This window comes from Bradyrhizobium sp. CFUWI (assembly GCF_056429085.1).
On sequence record NZ_JBWJZE010000028.1, the window covers coordinates 45,738 to 65,851 of the forward strand.

Below are 20,114 nucleotides of genomic sequence, written 5' to 3' on the forward strand. Positions count from 1 at the left end.
CTCTGAGGCTAAGCTGCCAGCGACGGGCGATCGGCTGCGAAGACTTGCCGAGTCGTGAGCGTGGTGACCTCGCAGATGAGGCGCTTGCACCGCAAACAGGCAGCGCCCAGCACTATCGCAGCACACCACGCCTCCTCCAGTACAATAATGTTTGGCTTGTCCCATAAAATCGCTTGAACCATACACTGCGTCAGGTTGTAGGTTGGCCGCCGTGACTAACGCTGCGCTACGCGGCGCTCGACTGGGCGCTTTGGCGAACTGACGGCACTGGCCGGACACTGGGTTGATCTGCCATTAACCAACCGGCCGGGTCCTGTTGCGTGGCTCGCGGGAAGCGGCGAGACCGATCAACTTTGGGACTCCTGACGGCTTCCGGCCGCTGCTGGTCGGCCTACCGCCTTGCTCTCCATTGTTGCGGTCATTACACGAGCGTCTTTTGCGCGGTCGTAGGATGGAAACGATGTCCATTCGTGCGAGCCAATAGGACCTCTCCAGACGCAGCCGTCATCGCTTGGTGTATGCACCCAATTACGTTCGTGCCGGGTAAGAAGACATGCGTTTCAAAGGTCTGGATCTAAATCTTCTCGTTGCGCTGGATGCTCTAATGACTGAGCGCAACCTCAGCGCAGCGGCCCGCAAGATTAATCTTAGTCAGCCGGCCATGAGCGCAGCCGTTGCCCGGCTGCGCTCCTACTTCCGTGACGAGCTGTTTGGGATGAGGGGGCGGGAACTTGTCCCGACCTCACGCGCGGAAGGACTCGCAGGCCCTGTACGCGAGGCTCTAACGCACATCGATCTTTCAATTATCGCGCGGGACGTGTTCGATCCAGCTCGATCGAACCGGCGATTCAGGATCGGCCTTTCTGATTTTATAACAGTCGTATTCTTCCGAAATGTCGTGGAGCGCGTCGCGCGAGAAGCACCGGCCGTCAGCTTCGAACTGGTCGTGCTCACCGATGAGCACGATGAGCTTCTCCGCCGCGGCGAAGTCGATTTTGTTATCTTGCCGGAAGTATTCATGTCCGGCGCGCACCCCAGGGCGCCCCTATTCGAGGAGAGACTCGTCTGCGTAGGTTGCTGCACGAACAGCCAACTACTACGGGGGCTTACATTTGATCGGTATATGTCGATGGGCCACGTGGCGGTTAAGGTCAAAGGTGCGCGCAAGACGCCGGTCGAAGAATCCCTTTTACTCGATCTCGGTCTCAATCGGCGCATCGACATTCTCGTGCAGAGCTTCAGCATGATCCCGCCCCTGCTGGTAGGCACCAACCGCATAGGGACGATGCCATTAGGGCTCGTAAGGCATTTCCAAAGAACAGTGCCCCTTCGCATTGCGGAGCTCCCGCAGCCGTTCCCCGCCTTCACTGAGGCGGTTCAATGGCCCGTGCTTCACAATAGCGACCCGGAAAGCCTGTGGATGCGAGAGATATTGTTGCAGGAAGCTACCCGCATGGCAACTGAGCAAGAGGCCTCCATCATCTGCACTTCGGAACGGGCTGATACTGCCGGAGATTTCGTACGATCTGTCCCGCCGTTGTAATAAGGACGTTCGCAAGATCTGTGAACCTCATATCCCAACTGCATACAGTTTTGGCTCGCCTCGCTCGAATTCATGGTCGCTCTATCAAGAGCATCGCAACAGACGGCTATCATGACGACGTTGTGTAGCTCTTTCGCACGTTGACAATAGGCTCGACGTGCGAGCGGCGGGTCGGCCTGGTTTTAGAGCCAGGGACGTACGTTGCACCCGGCCGTCGGCCGCACCTGCAACGATACAGCAGAATCGGCGCTGGGCTGCCCTCGTCAACTCTCCGAATCAGCAGTGGCTCCCGAAGAGCGGAGACGCTTCAGCTTCTTCGGAAGCCGTACCATCACGCACCGTGAGCGTGATGGTCATCGATCATGCACATGACCACGATCTCTTGCGCCATCGAGGCAAGCATCGCGCACGCATGTTGCCCTGTCGCATCACATGGGAGTACATCGCATCTTCGTCGCTCCGCGCCGCGGGTCTGACTTCTTTTGGCCCCATCGCAGCCAAACGTCTTGACGACGTGCGCTGCCATGACGCAATGACAAACGAGGAGCTGAACTTGGAGCAATGCAGCGGCGTGTTCGATCCGGAAGAGCTTTCCGTCCTGGGACGCCTTTATGATAGTGCGATCACCGCGCTACCCCCATCGATGCGAAGTCCGGAAAATCGCACAGCAATCGCCAAACTCATCCTGGAGCGTACAGCGGCTGGCGAGGCTCAACTGGCATGCCTGACGAACTTGTTGATCACCATTTCCCCTCAGGGTTGATCCCCCGCCATTCTGAGGATAGTCACCAGTCTCGCGCTGGAACGGAAGACGATCCAGCTAGAGCTTTGAAATAGCTTGAATCACACGTGACGTCAGGTTGTAGGCTTTGAAATGAACACCATGAGCAAAGCTACACCACGAAGGCGTCGATGGCGCATTGGCGAACTTGCAGAGGCGACCGGAGTAACGGTACGCACGCTGCATCATTATGAACACACCGGGCTCCTAGCAGCTTCAGAGCGTACTGACGGGGGCCACCGGATGTACGACCGCGAAAGTGTGCAACGGGTTCACCAAATTCGAGCGCTACGTGAGCTTGGCTTCTCCCTTGTCGAGATCCGTAAAGCTATGGAGGGCACGACCTCACTTACCGATCTTCTGCGCAAACATTTAGAACGGATAGAACTTCAAGTCGCTCGAGCAACTCTGCTGCGAGATCGCTTGCGCAACATGACCATCGACAGTGATATTCAGGTAAGTGTGGATGAGCTGCCTGCCACCCTCAATGCCATGTCGCGCGTCGAGACGCATAATCAGACGTCCCGATGCACCTGCAAGTTAGCGGCAGATCGCGAGGAGCGGTGGCGGCGGATCCGCGACGACCTGCGTGATTGTATGGATCGAGGCGAGCATCCTTGCGGCGAGCGGGCAAAGGCTGTCGCAGCTGCAGCACGCTTGCTGATCGGCGAAATCGCTGGCGCCGATTCACGCGTTTCGATGATCCTGAAGGTACTTGCACGATTAAGCGCCCCCCGCAGTCTGGCTGGTTGGGATCCCTGCCTCATGCAATATCTCGATCTGGCCCTTGGCGGGTTGGAGGATCAGCCGTACTGACGTCCTCCTGGCCGGCTCCGCACGGCATTGCCGATAGGCGCTCGTCGGCTCTGATGCGGGCCAGGAGTTTTATGGACTAAACCGGACAGTCGTCGTGACCTCGTCAATCCGCGCGCCCTGACGCACCGTCGAGGCTCATTCAAAACGGCCTTGAAACGCACCTAACGTCAAATTGTAAGTTCTACCGTGGTCGCAATCTGGCGACCAACGCCAGCTTCGCTTTGACAGACAGTCTCAACGTATCGACACGTCTGATCACAGCTGTGGCTGTTACACTTCAGGTGAACATTGGGAGCTCTACAATGTTAAATCGTTGTGCGCCTGCTGCGAGTGCAGCGCTTCTCTTCTGCGCCCTCGTCTCTGTTGCGCGCGGCTCCGACGTCAATATTGCCGTGGCTGGCCCAATGAGCGGAAGCAGCGCTGCGTTCGGCGCACAAATGCGCGATGGTGCAGCTGCGGCAGTCGAGGCGTTGAACGCTTCTGGCCTACTTCTCGATACCAAGGTGATATTGACTGTCGCCGACGACGCGTGCGACCCGAAGCAAGCTGTCGCAGTCGCGAATAAGCTCACAACAGAGCGGGTCCGGCTGGTCGTTGGACATTTTTGTTCTTCTGCGTCGATCCCGGCCTCCGAGATCTACGCCGAAGCAGGCATCATTCAGGTGTCACCAGGCTCGTCAAATCCTAAGCTAACAGAACGGGGCCTTGACACCGTCTTTCGGATCTGCGGCCGCGACGACCAACAGGGCATCGTTGCCGCAGAGTATATTCACCGGACCTTCCCTAACGACAAGATCGCAGTGCTCGACGACAAGAGCACCGCAGGCAAGGGTATCGCCGACGTCGTTGAAGCACAGCTTCGGAGATTCGGTGAACAAGTCATTCGGCAAAGCTATGTAGCCGGTGAAAAGGATTACAGGGCGCTGGTCTCAAGGATGAAGAAGGAACGGGTGCGTGTCGCCTATATCGGCGGTTATCATACAGAAATCGGATTGTTTGTACGCCAGGCGTCAGAAGCAAGAGCGGAACTTAGGGTCATGGCGAACGATCCTTTGATGACCTCTGAATTCTGGGCCATTACAGGCAGCGCCGGAAATGGCACGTTGTTTACCTTCATGCCGGACCCCGCCAGGAATGCCAATGCGGCCGGTGTGGTGGCCGCACTCGAAGCTTCCAACCTGTCCGCTGAAGGCTACACGCTTTACGCCTATGCGGCCGTGCAAGCATGGGCAGAGGCGGTGAACCGGACCGGTTCTTTCAATGCTGTGCGCGTAGCTAGCGCACTTCGTTCACGGCCGACCGATACCGTGATTGGCCCAATCCGGTTCGATAGAAAGGGAGACAATGCGGCTCCTGGCTTTCTGGTTTACCGCTGGCGAGAGGGCCGTGTTGAAACTGTCGAGCAGAACTGATTGGCGTCATCGCCATCTCCCCGAAGCCAAAGCGACACGGATAATGAGACGCGCTCAGATCGGAGAAGCGATACTCGCAAGCTCTTTCATACTTGCAGCCTTCGGAGCGTTTTTCGCGTTCGTTGCAGCGGTTGCAGAGCTACCCGACGTCGCCCTGAAGGAGACGTTACGTCCGATGATAGACAAATAGTAGCCGTGCCGGGCTGATCTGGCTCGCGAAGCACAGGACCTTTGAAGCGAATAACGATGCTTCTGGTCGAGCATAACTCGCCTTTGGAGGCGGCTCGCGGACGTCTATCAACAGCGCGGCGACGGCATTCGCATTCTCGTCACCCGCTCACATGGTGCAAGCCCAGATCCACGCACTCAAGGAAAAACGGCCTGACCGGTCAAATGACGAACGAGACCTCTTTGAGCGCAAAGGCACGAAGCAACCAGGACCCTCCATCTAACCGTAATCGGAGATTGATCGAGTGAAGAGTGGCCTTTCTTCAAGACTAAGGTGCGGCATTTTCGACCATTTGGATGACGACGGCCAAGATGCCGCACGACAATATGAAGATCGTCTCAAGCTGATCGAGGTCTGCGACTCGCTCGGCTTTTACGCTTATCACCTGGCCGAACATCACTGCACACCTCATGGCAGAGGGCCCTCGCCGCACCTGTTCCTATCAAGTGTTGCGCAGCGCACCCGGCGATTACGGATCGGTCCGCTCGTACTGTTGCTCAACCTTTATCATCCATTGCGCGCATTCGAAGAGATCTGCATGCTTGACCAATTGAGCGGCGGCAGGCTCGAGGTCGGGATAGGCCGCGGCTCCCAGCCGATTGAATCGGGCTATTTCGGCATCAGTGCAGACGCCGCACCAAGTCGTTATGCGGAAGCCAGTGAAATCTTGAATATTGCGCTGAGGGGACACACACTATCTTATCAGGGAGACCATTTCGAGTTGAGCGACGTACCCTTAGCGTTGAGGCCCCATCAACGTCCATATCCGCCCATCTGGATCGCAAGCAATCGAGCTGAGTCGGCGCAGTGGGCCGCGGCAAATGGCGCCAATCTCGCGTGCATAGGCCCCGCCTGCGTTGTCCGGAACGTTACGGACGCCTACCGTTCCCATCGACCCCACAACACAGCCGCACACGGCCGCGAGCCACTTCTCGGGCTGGCCCGCATGGTCGTGATTGCGAAGTCTGATCAGGACGCTCATGCGGCGGCCGAAACTGCGTATCGCCGATGGCTGGAGAGCTTTAAGTTTCTTTACGAGCTTAACGCCATTCCGACACCGCCCGCCCTTCCGCTGACCTTCGATGCAGCACTTGAGAGCGAATTGTGCGTCGTTGGAACGTCGGCTTCCGTCCGACAGGTCCTTCTCCAGCAGATGGAAGTGGCGGGTGCCAACTATTTGCTTTGCCAGCTTGCATTCGGAAACCTTCCGCTGGAGATTTCCCTGTACACCGCAACTGCAATTAAAGCTGAAATTCTTGACAGCTTTGACGGATAATGTCTGCGTTGTGGGATCGTATGCGTGGCAAGTATACCGACGCACTGAGGCCGAAGCTGGTTGCCATATTGGTTGTCGTTGCCCGGGGCGCAAGGCGACCGTCAGCCTCAATGGCGGCGATATCTGACCGCCTCGCGCTCCTATTTTGGGGACCGCTTTGGCTAAGTTGTCTGCGAACCGCTTTATCAACTTATCCGCGGCCGAACGCTCTTCGTCCGCTTCGATCTCGCGGACCTTTTCAATGAAGACCCGCGATTGCTCAGGGCTCATCCTGCATCTGCGGGAGGCCGGAGCTGGTCGGTCAGTCCGGGACGAGACTCTATGACCCTCCCTTCGGCTTATGGGGATCGAGGAGTTTCTCTCACCTTCGTGAGATCTGGAGTCCAATTTAGAGGTATTCGCCTGCGCTGCTGTGACCTTTCTGAGCCGCCGGTCATCAACGAATCAGCAAGCTCGTCTAAGAGGCCCATAAGCTCACTGCACCAAGCCGGCAGGAAACACTGACCCGCTTTCGATGTAAGAGGTGAGATTACGCGCGTCCGCGATCCACGAACTGGATGCATCCCATCGACACTTTCGATTTTACCAATTTCAGCCAAATACCCATAAGTCGATCGCCGGTTTCCGGAAAGCACATTCCACGGATGTCGTTTGAGCAATGAACCCATTTTACTTTCAGCATAGTCGCAGGGCGCTTCAAGGTCCTCGTGGCTGCTTCGCCAACGATAGCCATCAATCTTTGGAATCGACGCACGAGCGGCGTAAATGCGGTCAGATCGCTAATCGCAACGTCTGGCGCGTAATCTGTCGCGCTGGCGCCTCCCCCTTTGCAATCATACTAAGGCCCTCCAGGAAGATCGACTCTCACGCACACTGCTTGGCCAAGGCAAATGCGTGCGCTGCATAGAATTGGGGCAGGCGAACCGTCCTCTAGCCCGGTGCAGGCTGCACTCTTTGTGGCACTCTGCCTGACAAGGCCCCCGGTTACGTCTGGATTGCTATGTCAGGCGACAAGCAATCGTGCAGCAGTTCGAGCCGCAATTCTCGACTTGCCGTCATCGCAGCGTCCCCGCCGGCTGGAGTTACTGCGACTGTCGACGCGCTGGATCGGCTCAATGGTCGAATCACATGACAGTTCACAGCGCTCTCTGGTCGATTCCGCCTTTGCGCTCTCTTCGCGGCACATGCCTGCAACCCTCTCCCTTCGGCGACCGCGCGTGCGCACCTTGGCTTGTGCAGCAGCCATTCGTACTTTCGCCGTGTCTGCGGTCTCGCGGCCGGGAAAGCACGACACAACCCTTACTCAGCCTGCTTCCTGCATTTAACTAACCTTGGAGCAAACACCGTGGAACTTGACCCTTCCAATGCACGCGCAGAGGACCTCGAGGATCGCATCGATCTGCAACTCGACCTCGTGGCCGCCCTCGTACGCGAAGAAGGCAACGAGCTCGAAGCGGTCCGACTGCTAAACGCCCTGACAAACCAAATGATCATGGCGGAACTGGAGCTCGGGCAGCTCGGGGATGCCAAAACCGGGGACCCCGCCCGCGACCAGCAAACGACGCGCCTCTCGCGAGACCGTGGCGTTTACTACCCAGAAGACCTTCAGATTTTGGGACGCCTTTTCGACCAGGCCATGGCAGCATTACCCGAAGTGCTCCGAACTCCCGCTAATCAAATGAAGATCGCGAAGCTAATTCTGTCACGTGCAACAGTAGACTGAGATTTCATTTAGGTTTCTTCGTGGTTGATGCCGCTTTTATTGAACGTTTATCGCTGGGCTGACTGCGACGGTCGTACGCGCCAGGGATCGGCGACTCGGTGTTTATGGGCTACCGTCCCGTAAGCGAGCCGGTTCCGCTGGCTTTTCCGAATCACAACTGTTCGCCACCACGCTTAAAAGCGGGAGCCCGCACCCAGAGCAGGAGGCCGCGAAGGGTCGAGCAAAGAACGACGCCCCGCGGACACATGTCAGAAAGCAAACAAGCAGTGGCCGGAAAACGCCACACGCTTCGATAAACGCGTCCTAGCTAGAGACTGGGAAAGGAGGGGAACGATCCATTTTCATCGATGTTCGTCTTTACTCGTGATTGGCATGGCCCGATCTTCCGATTGCAGGAAGAAGAGCCTCAATTATCGACCGATACCAAGCAACAAGCGCACTTCGGCAACGAAGCCGCGCGAACAGCGCGAGCTCGTTTCAGCCGCTTCAGAATTATTCGAATGCGCCTGGCAATCCGACACGCGGGTCATCGGAACTTCAACAAACATCTGTAAATTCATTGAACATCGAGACCACCTCGATGTCCGAGCGTACTGCGGCTCTGATGTCTTACTAGCTGGTACAAGCCACAGACGCTCGGTTTGCTCTTGCGAAGGTACTTCCTTGTATCAGGACGGCGTGGAGTGTTGAGATGGATCAGCAGATGCAAGATGCTATCGTGAGCGTCGCATTTGATAAGGCCTGGCGCTTTGTTGAGAAGGATCCGTTGCTGGCGCATAATCGCAAGACGGTCCTCCATAGCCGGTTGTGCACTTTCCTTGAGTCTTCGATAAAGAAGGGCGAACGGAATACGTTGAATCTGGCTAACGAGGCGATACGCAGCTTGCGGGCTGAGCTGGCGCGGTCGACCGAGCAATAGGCGCCTGAACCCGCACTGCCACATAGACTTGGCTTGTTGCGGGTCTTGGGAACCTTATGCGGCGGAAAACACCGGGGCAGAGCGTGGTGGAGCTTCCCCTCCAGTCATGTTCAGCCCGTTGAAGAGGAGCACATTCGCGACGACTATCGCCTATGCAGCTCTTATGGTGACCCCAGACCAGTCTCCTGGAATCCAGTGCAAGTCGGCGACGAGGCGGGATAGCCGCGCTAATATTCGCTGGCGCCAGGAAGAGCCATACCGTTTCCTCTCCTGACTTTTGGCTCGGCACGAGGTCCCGCAAGTTCAAGCAAGAGCCTCGTCAAGCACAGCCGCATCGGCTCCTTGACACCCGTCGATCGAGGTCGAGGTTGAGGAACATCGTGCTAAACTTGCGAAAGGTCCTGAGCCAGAGCGGTCCAAGCCTGCGATCGATCATCGCCGTATCACTCACGATTGCAAGCGGCAGCACGATCGTCCTGCCGGGGAAGTGAGCCTGATCGCAAGAGACGCGTTCTGGATCAGCGGTCTTCTTTTGCCGAACTCTCTGAACGAGCATGCCCGGGACGTGTTGGCGCAGCCTGGCTTTGTCGCTAGTCAGCGAAAGAGAGAGCCAAACAGCTCGTAGCACTGCGTCCCGTCACAGGCCATCATGAACGGATCGTATTCAAAGAATCATCTGCACGAAGCGACCAGTGTCCCGGCCCCAGCATTTCGGTCGAGGCATGGAAAAGATGCGCGCTCCACAATCTGACGCGGCGTGCGATTGGGATCATTTCTTTCGACGACATGTTGTGCGGCAGTTACAGCAATTCGCGATCTTATTGTTAAACGCACGGCGCCGGGGGGCATCGAAAGGAACGAACTCAAATGAAGAATTTTCTGATTCTGACTGCAACCATCGGCGCACTCGGTGCCGCCGCTCCCTCGTTCGGCACGGACTTGGCGGGGCAACCTGCCAAGGTCAAGGCGGTACCGCTGCCAGCCGCAGCCCCGATCATCGATTGGTCCGGCTACTATATCGGCGTCAATGGTGGCTGGGGAACGAGCCGCAACTGCTGGGATTTCAATGGTGTCAGTCCCGAGGGCTGCCATAATTCGACTGGCGGCACCATTGGCGGCCAGATCGGCTATCGTTGGCACATCTTCAACATGGTCTACGGCATCGAAGGACAGGGCAACTGGGCCGATTTCAGCGGCTCCAATGTCAGCACCGCCTTTCCGGCAAACACCATTGGCACCACGACAGACGCATTCGGTCTACTCACGGGACATATCGGCTACACGTTCAATGCCGTCCTACTTTACGGAAAGGGTGGCGCTGCGGTGACCAGCAACAACTATCTCATCAATTCGGTAGCTTCTCGCACCGAGCTTGCGAACAGTAATGATGTGCGTTGGGGTGGCGTGCTGGGAGCCGGTGCGGAAGTCAGCCTCACGCCGAATTGGTCAGCTGGCGTCGAGTATAACCACTTGTTCATGCAGCGCAGCAACATAAGCTTCCCAGGGTTTCTCGGCACGGACCGCGCCCACCAGGACATCGATCTCATCACGGCGCGGCTCAATTACAAGTTTGGCTCGCCCTTTGCCAAATAAAGACCTCCACGCCGTTGCGTGAATCGGAACTCCGACCCCCGGGTCGGGGTTCTTTCCTCAGCTGCTCCTCTTCCTGCCGGCCCCAATCCAGTTCCGAAGCACCAGGTGCGAGCCCGTCTGAGTAAGATCCAGAGGCTGGTTGGAGTGTGGCCGAGATGCTGCCAACACACTGGAGGAACAGGTCAGTGGATTCGACAATTCATCGATCTGGTGAAAGTCCCACAACCTCACGCAGCGTGAGATAGCGGACTTGCCCAAAGGAGCGTTGCGAGCTCGCCGAAGGTGCCATGCACTATGTCAGAAGCTGGAAGCCCATGATTTGGCTGCTAGTGCCCCGTTCTCAAATTCAAAGAACATTTAGGCGAACTGCCACAACGACCGCTTGAATCCGGCTGGCTGCACCCAGCTTTCGCATCGCATTCTTGACATGAAAGTTGACTGTATTGTCGCTGATTCCCAGGATTTTCCCAATTTCCCATGACGATTTCCCCTCCGCCACCCACTGCATGCAACTGATCTCCCGCGGCGATAGTGCAACTTTTCTTTCGCAACCATTATCGCAGGGACGAGAGATGTCGCCACAGGCGGCGTGAAACTGCCAGGCCAGCGCGTTGAGATGACCGATGCGGTGCTGAGGATCAGCATCGTCGAACGCAGATGCAAACGACACCACAGATATCCGACCCAACGGGCCAAACAACAGCACACTCATGCCATGCTTCAGCCCCGCCTCTCTCGCCTCGTTCAGTACGCGTCTTTCGTCCGGTAGAAGCTGACAGTGGTCGGCGAGTTGATCCCACAAAAACGGCCGCGAAAGCATCGGCGTCCGCCGGACCACCGGATCGATAGTATGGTACTTGCGCTTGAAGTAGCGGTCGCACCAGTCTGGCGGCCACTTCACAGCCACAGTCGGGGGTGGATACTCTGCCAAGCGAAGTGGCTCAACGAAGTTGAGAGAGCCGTATGCGACTTCACTGAAGCCTTCCTTGGTAGCACAGCCTACAAGAAGCTCGAATAGCTCTCTGAGCGAATGAGTCTGGTTCGCGCATTCGGTGACGCTAAAGAGGTCCATGATGGGCGCTTGAGCACGACGAACGAGCTCCCCGTCGTCGGGTTCGATTGCGCTTGTTTCAGGCGGAGCCAAATTCCAGTCCATGAGCTGCACTCGAGGGTTAGTTTATTCGTGCAGTCTGAGCGCTCGCGCTATGCCGGACGCCATTCGACGAATTCGTTGCGCCGCCGCCGCATGCACCGGCATGATCGCATCAAACACCGGAGATAGCGTCATCATCCCTGCCTCCGAGGCTGAGCGGAAGTGATCGGTCCAGTTTGCGGATAACGCACTGGCCAAATCGAAAATCATCGCCCCTGATCCGTATTGGAGGAGGATGCCATCGATACGAACCCAACGGTGTCCCGTTTGATCATCCCGATGGTCCGCGGGGGCCTGGACTGAGCTTCCAGACAGCTCCACCGGCTAGAGGCTTGGCTCTGTTGAGCTTGCATAGCGAGAAAACGCAGCCGAACGACGCTTTGGTTTGTCTCGGGGCCGAGCACGACGAGATCCTGGGCTCTGATCTGCGCGATACGGCTAAGCTCGAGGGGCTTGGCGGCCCGGAACTCGACGAGTGTCCTGTCAGCATCCATTCTTTGCTTAGGGACGAAGACAATACGAGATTCATGTCTTTTCCCAATCTTGCGAATTGCCATCGCTAACCGTTCGCCGATTCTCCGCCGTGCGACGGCGCCGGTGACGGAATCGATGAGCAACACGGAACAGTCGAGGCAGAAGCCATACTACCCGCATCATTGTGCGCCGTCTCATCGAATCCGTCCGGCAGGCCTGGCGCAAACGTACCGAACGTGCAGAAAGGGGCCACCTTAAAGGCGCAACGAGAGATACTCGTAACCGCGAGATCTGCTTGATGCGGAGGACATTTTGCATGCGCTTCTCCAGCAGGGAGACGACCCGCGCCAGACCAGCAAGTGTCATACCAACTGCTGATTTCACAAAACCAGACGTCCAGAAAGAGCTTCGAACGCGCATGGTTGGCGCGACGTCGGTCCGTCGAAGCATTCATGACATGCGGAAAGCCGACAGCACGTCGCGAGACGCAACACGAGGTGAGTTACAGCAAGAAATGCAGCTCACCTCGGCGGCCCGTCGAGTGCTGCTTCCTCAGGAAGCAACGCAGTCCTATTCCAGCCAGTCAAGTACCAAGTCGGCAATTGATTGGACGGTCCAAACATGGCACTCGCTAAAGGAACTTGAACTGACTGGACCTTTGCCCAGCTATTCCGGCGAAGCGGTTCGATCCGTCCCCAAGCAGAAAAACAGTCAGACCGCACCTGATTGCGCGACTCATGATGGGCTCCGTGGAAAAAGGCGAAGATCGTCGCCAAGATCGGTGAAGCATGGCTTGTCTGCTCATCGCGATCATCTCACTGCTCTATGCGAGCGTTGGCCAGGCTGGTGGCACTGCATTCCTCTCGCTAATGGCATTTTTTGGTATGTCATTGACAGAGATGCGCCCGACGGCACTTGGTCTCAACATTGTCGTCGCGGCTTATTCTACGTGGCTCTTCAACCGCAACAAGGTCGTTGACTGGACCATCCTGCGCCCGCTTCTCTTTTCGTCCATGCCAGCGTCGCTTGCCGGCGGCTTGATTGTGCTCGATGGCCACATGTACAAGACGCTGACCGGGCTCGTTCTTCTTCTGGCGAGCGCCGTGATGATCATGCAGCGGGGACGTGCTGCTGATCGTGTTTGCGAAACTCCGCTCACGGCAATCGTGAGCATTGGCGCGGCCCTTGGCCTGGTTTCCGGTCTGACCGGCGTGGGTGGTGGAGTGTTTCTCGCGCCGACGCTCATCACACTGAATTGGGCATCACCGAAGCAGACCGTAGCGTTATCACCCCCTTTTATTCTGGCCAATTCCACAGTCGGATTCGTCGGAACTTTTTTCACCGGCCAATTTCCCTCTCCGGATTTGGCTCTTTACGCTATCTCCGCGCTGGCGGGTGCCGTCGCTGGAACGATAGTCAGCCTGAACTGCCTGAACCCGGCAGGCATCAGATTTATCCTCGTTGCGGTTCTGGTCATTGCCGGCATCCAATTGGTTCTCGCTTGAAAGTCTCAACTCCCATCTTTCGTGGATCGGCAGGAGGTCCAGCACGGTCAGATCGGGGTGCAACATGATGAAGGCGGCAGCTTATGTCTGTCCGCGCGCCTTGACTAACTCTGAAAGCCGCCAACGCGAACACGAAAAGCTGTCGGGTCGAGCGGCGATGGGGCGGATCACCTCGTGCATCCCAGCTGATCGTCATGGGCCGAGCGGTCCGTACCTCGTCACATCCCGTTCGCGCTTTCCAGTTGCCGGGAGGGTCAATGTCGGCGCGGCGCGCGAGCGGGATGAAGCGTACCTCCATCTCGTCCATGGCTTGCGCGCCCCTCTCATCTAGGGCGCAAGAACGCGGGAAGAAGAGCATCTGATGGGAGGCGATCGGGCACGCTCTCGCTACCCTGCGGATCGTGCCACGGGGGCGCATTCGACTTCTTCAAGAGCGGTCGGGGCCTGGAAACTCTACTTCAATGTAGAACTGCAACGCCGCGCGTGTGTGTGGGTTACGTTCTCATGGAGTCATGGAGAATGTCAGGGAAGATGATGTGCTGAGCGCCAGAAAGACGCAGGCAATTCTTGAGCGCATGGATGCAAAGCGCGGCAATGAGCCGCCTCGGCCACGAAGCCGTCAAAATGTTGCGCGTGCTGCCTTTGAAATCAGCCGCGCCAATATACTCATCCTTTTACCGGTGCCGAATGAGTTCGATGGCTTCGGCGTTGTATAACAGAGCTTGGGTGGGGTGCCCACTTTCGACTGATCGAGCTGTTTGGCGGCCATCTCCTTCCGGCCTGGCTAGGCTCAGCTCTCATTTTCGCGAGGCGAGCTCCAGGTTTGGTGGCCTACCGAACCACAAACTTCCTCGATCCGTTGTGAATGGACTGAAATGCCAGGCCGCGAAGGCTACTTTCATGCAATGAATAGGCGCAAGATCATCTCCCAGTCGGCTCCTGCATGGCAGCGCCAGCTCGCAGCATCAGAACATAGTGACGGGTTGGTCGAAACCTGACCAGGCGGTCTATGTGAAGCTGAGAGCTGCAGGTGCATCGCATCGATACGACGCCAATGGAGGCTAACGGAATAGATATGCGCGATCTGGCAGGGATCGATAGCTCCAAAGCCGATGTAAAAAGACAACAACCCAGTTTGAAGCAGAATAGAAACTATTGCAGATAGTGTCTCGCCCGATTGCATCTGGCCGGGATTCGCTTGCCATCAGCAGGCGCCCAAAAGTCGTTGTGAGTTGGTGAGCCGCATTAGACAGCGACGACACGCCGCCGAACCAAGGCGCCCCGACGCACTTCGCCGGGGGGCTGAAAGTGCGCTGGGGTCGCCCCAACACCATCAGTACATCCGTGATGATGCTTGTGGCAATGAGACAACCAGCGTGGCGGAATTGAGGCTTAGGCGTCCGATACTAGAGATTAAGAATGGCTTTCGTCGGCCGCGCTAAAGGACTTTGAATCGCACGTTGCGTCAGGTTTTGTGCTATTGCGCTCCTCGCGCTCTCATCTAGCAAGCAACTTATCTTTTGTGTCACGCCGGCCTTTGACGGAGGCATCCGTCGAACTCTGTGAGCAACCAATCGGCTTTGCTTGAAAATATCGGTTTGAAGATCGAGAAGCCGAGCTGCTCTTGGTGAGACCTACAAGTCCCTGTGTTGGTCGCAAAAATGACGGGCCGTCGGCGGATGCGAACCGGCGTGCCCTCGGATGAGCGATTGATCGCTCGCGCCGGCTCTCTAGCCGCTTCAACCGTGCTCGGACGAGAAAATTCATACCTAAACGTCCAAATAATCGCCAACGAGCGGCTCTCACTCCTTGCTCTGCCCCTAAGCCGCGTTGGCAGTAACATCGAAAACGGGACCAGATCTCAGAAACCACTACGTTTGACATAACGCAAAGACACAATTGACGGCATCGGTCAGCTTCATGCTGTTGAGCATGGGAAAGTTAAGTCTTGCAGACCTCCCTTCTAAACAAGTATTGCGATGCTCGCCTGCCTTGGTACACCATCTATCCAACCGTACCGGAATTCTCCGCGATGGTCGGAGCCAAGACTTGTGAGACATGGCTGAGGCGGCTGCCTCCCGACGAGCCCGTATCGCTCTACATCCACGTTCCGTTCTGTCGCTCTATCTGTTGGTATTGCGGTTTTCCTACAAGCCTCACGCGCGGCGAGCGACCGGTCCGCAATTACTTGGCAGCAGTGCGGGACGAGATATGCTTGGTCGCAGAGCAATTGCCGCGCGCTCTGCCGGTGCACGACGTGCATTTCGGCGGCGGTACGCCGACCACCATTGCACCGATCGATTTTGTCGCCTTGATGGAACTCCTGCGCCACTGCTTTGCGTTCAGTAAATCAGCTACCATCGCCATAGAAATCGATCCGCGTGGGGTCACGGCCGAGATGGTCGAAATGTTACAAGCGGCTGGGACCAACCGCGCGAGCATAGGCGTGCAAAGCTTCGACCCCGCGGTTCAAAGGGCGGTCAACCGAGTCCAGAGCGAGGTACAGACGGCTTCTGTCGTCGAACGTCTAAGGCAGCATGGCATAAGCCGCATCAATTTCGACCTTCTCTTCGGACTGCCGCATCAGACAGTGCGGTCCTGCGTTGACTCCGCGCGAACGGCTCTAGCCATGCGGCCAGACCGGCTTGCGGTTTTCGGCTATGCTCACGTCCCCTCCTATATGAAACGTCAGCGCCAGATCGATGAGACGGCGCTGCCGGATAATGTCGCCCGCGCTGAGCAAGCCGCGGCTATTGCAGATACGCTGGTCTCAGCCGGCTACCGCCAGATCGGGCTCGACCATTTCGCCCTGCCCAATGACGAGCTCGCGCTGGCCCAGAAAGCTGGTCGGCTGCGCCGCAACTCGCTGGGCTATTCGGCTGATACCTGCAAAACCGTAATCGGCTTAGGTCCGTCAGCCATCGGCCGTCTGCGCGACGGTTACGTCCAGAACGAGATCGCAACCGCTTCCTATCACCAACACATTCAGGCTGGCCGCCTGGCAACCTCAAAAGGCTACTGTCTCACCGCCGAAGATCGCCTCCGCGCAGCAATCATCGAGCGTCTGATGTGCGATTTGCAGGCCGACGTACCAGCGATCTGTGCTGCTCACGGATTTGATCCGATTCCTCTTCTCGGTTCCGCCGGCCGCCTGGGAATGCTTGCAGAAGATGGGATCGTGGACATTGAAGAGGGATTCATTCGAGTCAAGCAGAAGCACCGGTTTGTCGTTCGCGCTGTTGCTGCCGCTTTCGACACTTATCTCGACCGCACCCTATTATTAAGCCACGCAAGTGAGCAGATCGCAAAGCTCTAAGCTCGTCGCGGGGGCGATAAGAAGCCATCGGGCAGGCACGCCAGATTGGTGTGATGACGCGACCTTTCAGATATGATCTCAAAACTGGCGAGGCTGATTGGAAGAGAGCTGATTTAAAGGAAAGGCGCAGCGTATTCCGCCGTTCAGGATCACGGTTCGAGTGCTCTCCACCACCTGCCCTGGAGTGCTCTCGATGATAGTGACGGCCTCACTACATGCCGCTGGAGACGACGGCGCCCGCACAAGCTCCGGGTATTTTACGGCCGGAGGCAGCTTTGCGAACCTACGGGCCACTTCATCGAGCACAGTTGGAGACTCGACCACGCCTGCCGCGTCTCAGACCTCAAGGCTCGGCAGTCTTCGGTGCGGCGATCACTGGCGCGCCTCCGACGGAAACAGGTCCCTGCGGTTTGGATCACCCGAAGCGTTTCCTGGCGACGCTCGAAGCAGCCCGGGCTGGCGACAAAGGAGGCTCGGAAGCAGCAGAAGGAACAGGTGTTAAACTCTGCAGCGAATCGATCCGCGAAGCCAGAATGGTGATCTGATCCAGGATCCCTTTGAGGTCATCCCGCTGAGCGTTGACCCGGCTGTTGAGCACTGAGATCTCATCTCCGGTTTTCTGCAGTGCCCACTTTATCTCAAACAAGGATGCCCTGTCCTCCAGTGACAGGCTCATCGTTGAAGCTTCCGGCGTCTCGATAAAGGTTTCAAGGTTAGCCCAAAGCCAGGCGCCAGCAGCACACGAGCCAACGAGGACAAGCGGGAGCACCAAAACCGGGAGGAACCGTCTTGACGGCCCGCGCAAAAGCGGCCGCCAGTCTGAAGCGGCCGCTTGATCCATCAAATCCATTGTCCCTCGCTCAAGATCCCATTCCAGCAGGCTTGTTTCGTCGACGCGATAGGCTGCGATGCTCACGCGCTCCAGGAGCTGCGAGCGCCGACAATAATCAATCTTGCCGAGCGTCCCGATCGGCCACCCTGCTCGTATGAAACGCTGCTTCTTGAGGTACGCAACGCGACAATTTGCGCGCGTCCTCCATGATAGCGTCACCAGCGAGCAACGGTGCTCATTTTCGCCGGCGATGGCGCAGCAGTTTCTCGCCATTCAGAAGAACCTTGGCGATTTTCTTACCCGCGGCACGAATGCAAACCGTCCACTTCATTCCTGCAGAGTGTGGATGGAGCCCCCTCTTGCCGGACCAGCAACCTCATCCGGGGCGGCCACGGCTGATCGGCCGAGCGGCAATGGCCGATTGGAACGGCAAGCACTGTACCTGGTCAACTACCAATTCCGGCAGATTGTTCGAGATGACGGGCTCGTGGCAAGGGTGACCAACGAACGTCGCGTACGTCAAGGATTCGGATGCAGGACGGGTTGTGCCGCGCTCACGGCAGTCAGCAACTGTTTGCCGATACTCGCCAAAGCTGCTCGATGGCTGATTCCTCCGGTCTCCTGGGCCATCACTATGGATGTTGTGGTGAGGTTGGCGCGCGAGCAAGTTCAAGCCTGGCTATTGTCTTGTGTTTCGCTGAGAACGATACCGCTAAAGCGCTTCGTGAATCCAAGCTTCTTGCACGGAGAGCCTTGCTTGCCGGTCGCTGCCGTTTCGTCCAGAAAGCCGCCTTCGATGCAGATGCGCGACACCGCCAGACTCGCCTAACTCACAGTGAGCAGGGCGGACATTCGCAATGTTTTGGCGGCCAGGCCAGCAAGCCCCCGCGCGCTCGTCGTGAGCATTTGCCGAGCCAGCGCCCTCCTCTGGCTCCCGGCGCACCGGCATCATGCACGAGCAAAGTTTCGGACCAGATCATCGTCGTGCCACGGGGTGAGAGGTTCAGCAAACCTGAGTGGTCCTCTTCGGATAGATCATGTTCTGGCTCGTCCCCCTCGCCCTCGGACGCGCAAACGCCGGGAGCTCACTCTGGCCAATCAGGCCGCAGTTCAATCTATTCATGGCCGGGCGACATGGGCCCGAAGTACGCCATTCGTGATTGCCCTCTCGCGACGAGCTCGACTCGGACACACTCGGCTACGGCAGCACGCAAACCAAGGGGAAAGCGATTTTGGCTCGTTATCGCGCTTTCGCTAGCGGCTTGTCTCGTCGGCAATTCCGTACTGGCACAAACCGCGAGCGGACTTGATCCGAGTAACCACTCCGTGGATCAGGCCAGCAAAAGAGGAAAGACCCCCGATCGGGCCGCAAGGCTCCCGATCGACCTGATCCGTCAGGAAATCCGCGCTCCTGCCTCGGCTCCAGCAGCAGGTCTCGGGGTGCCTTTCGAGAAGCGCGGCAATGCGGGCGCGGGTGCTCAGAGGAGACCGCAAAAGACGATCGATCCCTTCGAAAGGTACGACGAGCTGCGTGAAAAAGGGTTGTGGTTGAACATACCTGGCCCTGCGGACACGATTGATCAGGACAGGGACGGCGTTAGATCGGCGCTGGCAGATGTCGGCATCGGGTACATCGGCTGGACACACAACAGCTTTGCAAACAACCAGCTACCGAATGCGGCCAGAAGCCCTATCGCAAACCAGCTCTATATGGGCCAGAATCCGACCTTCGCGTCGGCAAACTTCATGATCGTTACCTACGATCTCAGCCGGTTTGGCATTGCCGACGGACAGATTGTCGTAGGAGCCGAGCAGCAATACTGGACGTGGGATCGCCCGGGACCAGATCGAGCGGGAATCAATACGCTCGCCTACTATCAGACTTTCTTCGACAGGACGCTAGAACTCAAGCTTGGCTACCTGAGAAACCAAAATGAGTTCACCGGCACATTGTTCGGAGGGATTACAGGATCGAACATGTCTGCCTTGTTCCAGGCAGGGATGAGCACCAATGCTGCGCCGACGCCGGCGGTCAACTTGAAGTACAATTTTGACGATCGCTTGTACAACAAGGTTTCCGTCCAGCGCTCAATCAGTCCAGATGGTGCCTATGCCCACATAACCGAGAATCCCACCGGCCTGAACTGGAGCACGGCCAATGCAGGCATCCTTCTCGTTGACGAAGCCGGCTACAAGAGCAAGTCGGCTCCCGGCGTACCCGACACGTGGCTGCGGGCGGGCGTTGGTTTCAACAATAGCCGCTACACGAATTTGGCGGACCCCAAGCAACAAAGGGAGACTGGGAATCATTTTCACTACATCGCTGTGGACAGGCAGCTCTGGCAGAGCGACGCCCTTGGGTTGCCGTCTCGCGGCATCTATGGCGGCTTCTCCATCATGGAAGCTCCGCCTGACTGAGCTGGCCCCGGTTGTCTGAACAGAATATCCGCGTCGATAAGTGGAGCCTCTGCCGGGGTTAGGCTGCCGTGCGGAGCGGCAGCGGGGTGAAGTAGGCTTGATCCGGTGTGCTGCCGTCAAGGCT

The 20,114-nt window shown here is 57.4% G+C and carries 15 protein-coding genes; 12 read left to right on the forward strand and 3 right to left on the reverse strand.

Going from position 1 to position 20,114, the window contains the following annotated elements; translation table 11 throughout:
- Nucleotides 1-553 precede the first annotated feature (553 nt).
- From nodD2 to AC066S_RS34710, 8 genes are all read left to right on the forward strand, one after another.
- A complete protein-coding gene (gene nodD2 / locus AC066S_RS34675; protein ID WP_126261964.1) occupies nt 554-1,543 on the forward strand; it encodes a transcriptional regulator NodD2 in 990 nt (329 codons plus the stop codon).
- A gap of 349 nt (nt 1,544-1,892) precedes the next feature.
- Complete coding sequence (locus tag AC066S_RS34680) at nt 1,893-2,306, forward strand: hypothetical protein (RefSeq protein WP_235884879.1); 414 nt, start codon at nt 1,893-1,895, stop codon at nt 2,304-2,306.
- Nucleotides 2,307-2,426: 120 nt separating this feature from the next.
- Complete coding sequence (locus AC066S_RS34685; RefSeq protein WP_205680563.1) at nt 2,427-3,140, forward strand: MerR family transcriptional regulator; 714 nt, start codon at nt 2,427-2,429, stop codon at nt 3,138-3,140.
- A 302-nt stretch (nt 3,141-3,442) separates the two neighbouring features.
- The gene (locus tag AC066S_RS34690) at nt 3,443-4,552 is read left to right on the forward strand and encodes a branched-chain amino acid ABC transporter substrate-binding protein (RefSeq protein ID WP_126261965.1); all 1,110 of its coding nucleotides are present in this window, start codon (nt 3,443-3,445) and stop codon (nt 4,550-4,552) included.
- Nucleotides 4,553-5,025: 473 nt separating this feature from the next.
- Nucleotides 5,026-6,057 (forward strand): LLM class flavin-dependent oxidoreductase, encoded by a 1,032-nt coding sequence (locus AC066S_RS34695; protein ID WP_126261966.1) that lies wholly within the window; start codon nt 5,026-5,028, stop codon nt 6,055-6,057.
- 1,345 nt (nt 6,058-7,402) lie between these two features.
- On the forward strand, nt 7,403-7,780 hold the full coding sequence (locus tag AC066S_RS34700; protein ID WP_126261967.1) for a NolY: 378 nt from the start codon (nt 7,403-7,405) through the stop codon (nt 7,778-7,780).
- 691 nt (nt 7,781-8,471) lie between these two features.
- The gene (locus AC066S_RS34705) at nt 8,472-8,699 is read left to right on the forward strand and encodes a hypothetical protein (protein WP_126261968.1); all 228 of its coding nucleotides are present in this window, start codon (nt 8,472-8,474) and stop codon (nt 8,697-8,699) included.
- A gap of 867 nt (nt 8,700-9,566) precedes the next feature.
- Nucleotides 9,567-10,292 (forward strand): outer membrane protein, encoded by a 726-nt coding sequence (locus tag AC066S_RS34710; RefSeq protein ID WP_126261969.1) that lies wholly within the window; start codon nt 9,567-9,569, stop codon nt 10,290-10,292.
- 346 nt (nt 10,293-10,638) lie between these two features.
- On the opposite strand, the gene AC066S_RS34715 is transcribed toward AC066S_RS34710, so the two are convergent.
- A complete protein-coding gene (locus AC066S_RS34715; protein ID WP_126261977.1) occupies nt 10,639-11,364 on the reverse strand; it encodes a LuxR family transcriptional regulator in 726 nt (241 codons plus the stop codon).
- A gap of 105 nt (nt 11,365-11,469) precedes the next feature.
- On the reverse strand, nt 11,470-11,655 hold the full coding sequence (locus tag AC066S_RS34720; RefSeq protein WP_126261970.1) for a hypothetical protein: 186 nt from the start codon (nt 11,653-11,655) through the stop codon (nt 11,470-11,472).
- A gap of 1,052 nt (nt 11,656-12,707) precedes the next feature.
- Between AC066S_RS34720 and AC066S_RS34725 the strand changes: the two genes are divergently transcribed.
- The 3 genes from AC066S_RS34725 to hemN all read left to right on the forward strand — a co-directional run bounded on the left by AC066S_RS34725 (nt 12,708) and on the right by hemN (nt 16,740).
- The gene (locus tag AC066S_RS34725; protein ID WP_126261971.1) at nt 12,708-13,424 is read left to right on the forward strand and encodes a sulfite exporter TauE/SafE family protein; all 717 of its coding nucleotides are present in this window, start codon (nt 12,708-12,710) and stop codon (nt 13,422-13,424) included.
- Nucleotides 13,425-13,936: 512 nt separating this feature from the next.
- The gene (locus AC066S_RS34730) at nt 13,937-14,140 is read left to right on the forward strand and encodes a hypothetical protein (protein ID WP_126261972.1); all 204 of its coding nucleotides are present in this window, start codon (nt 13,937-13,939) and stop codon (nt 14,138-14,140) included.
- A 1,232-nt stretch (nt 14,141-15,372) separates the two neighbouring features.
- Complete coding sequence (hemN, locus tag AC066S_RS34735; RefSeq protein ID WP_126261973.1) at nt 15,373-16,740, forward strand: oxygen-independent coproporphyrinogen III oxidase; 1,368 nt, start codon at nt 15,373-15,375, stop codon at nt 16,738-16,740.
- A 415-nt stretch (nt 16,741-17,155) separates the two neighbouring features.
- Here hemN and AC066S_RS34740 read toward each other — a convergent pair whose 3' ends face one another.
- Nucleotides 17,156-17,845: a hypothetical protein gene (locus tag AC066S_RS34740; RefSeq protein WP_235884880.1), complete on the reverse strand. Its 690-nt coding sequence runs from the start codon at nt 17,843-17,845 to the stop codon at nt 17,156-17,158.
- A 1,053-nt stretch (nt 17,846-18,898) separates the two neighbouring features.
- On the opposite strand from AC066S_RS34740, the gene AC066S_RS34745 reads away from it, so the two are divergent.
- Nucleotides 18,899-19,990, forward strand: coding sequence for a carbohydrate porin (locus AC066S_RS34745; protein WP_235884881.1), 1,092 nt, complete (start codon nt 18,899-18,901; stop codon nt 19,988-19,990).
- Nucleotides 19,991-20,114 lie beyond the last annotated feature (124 nt).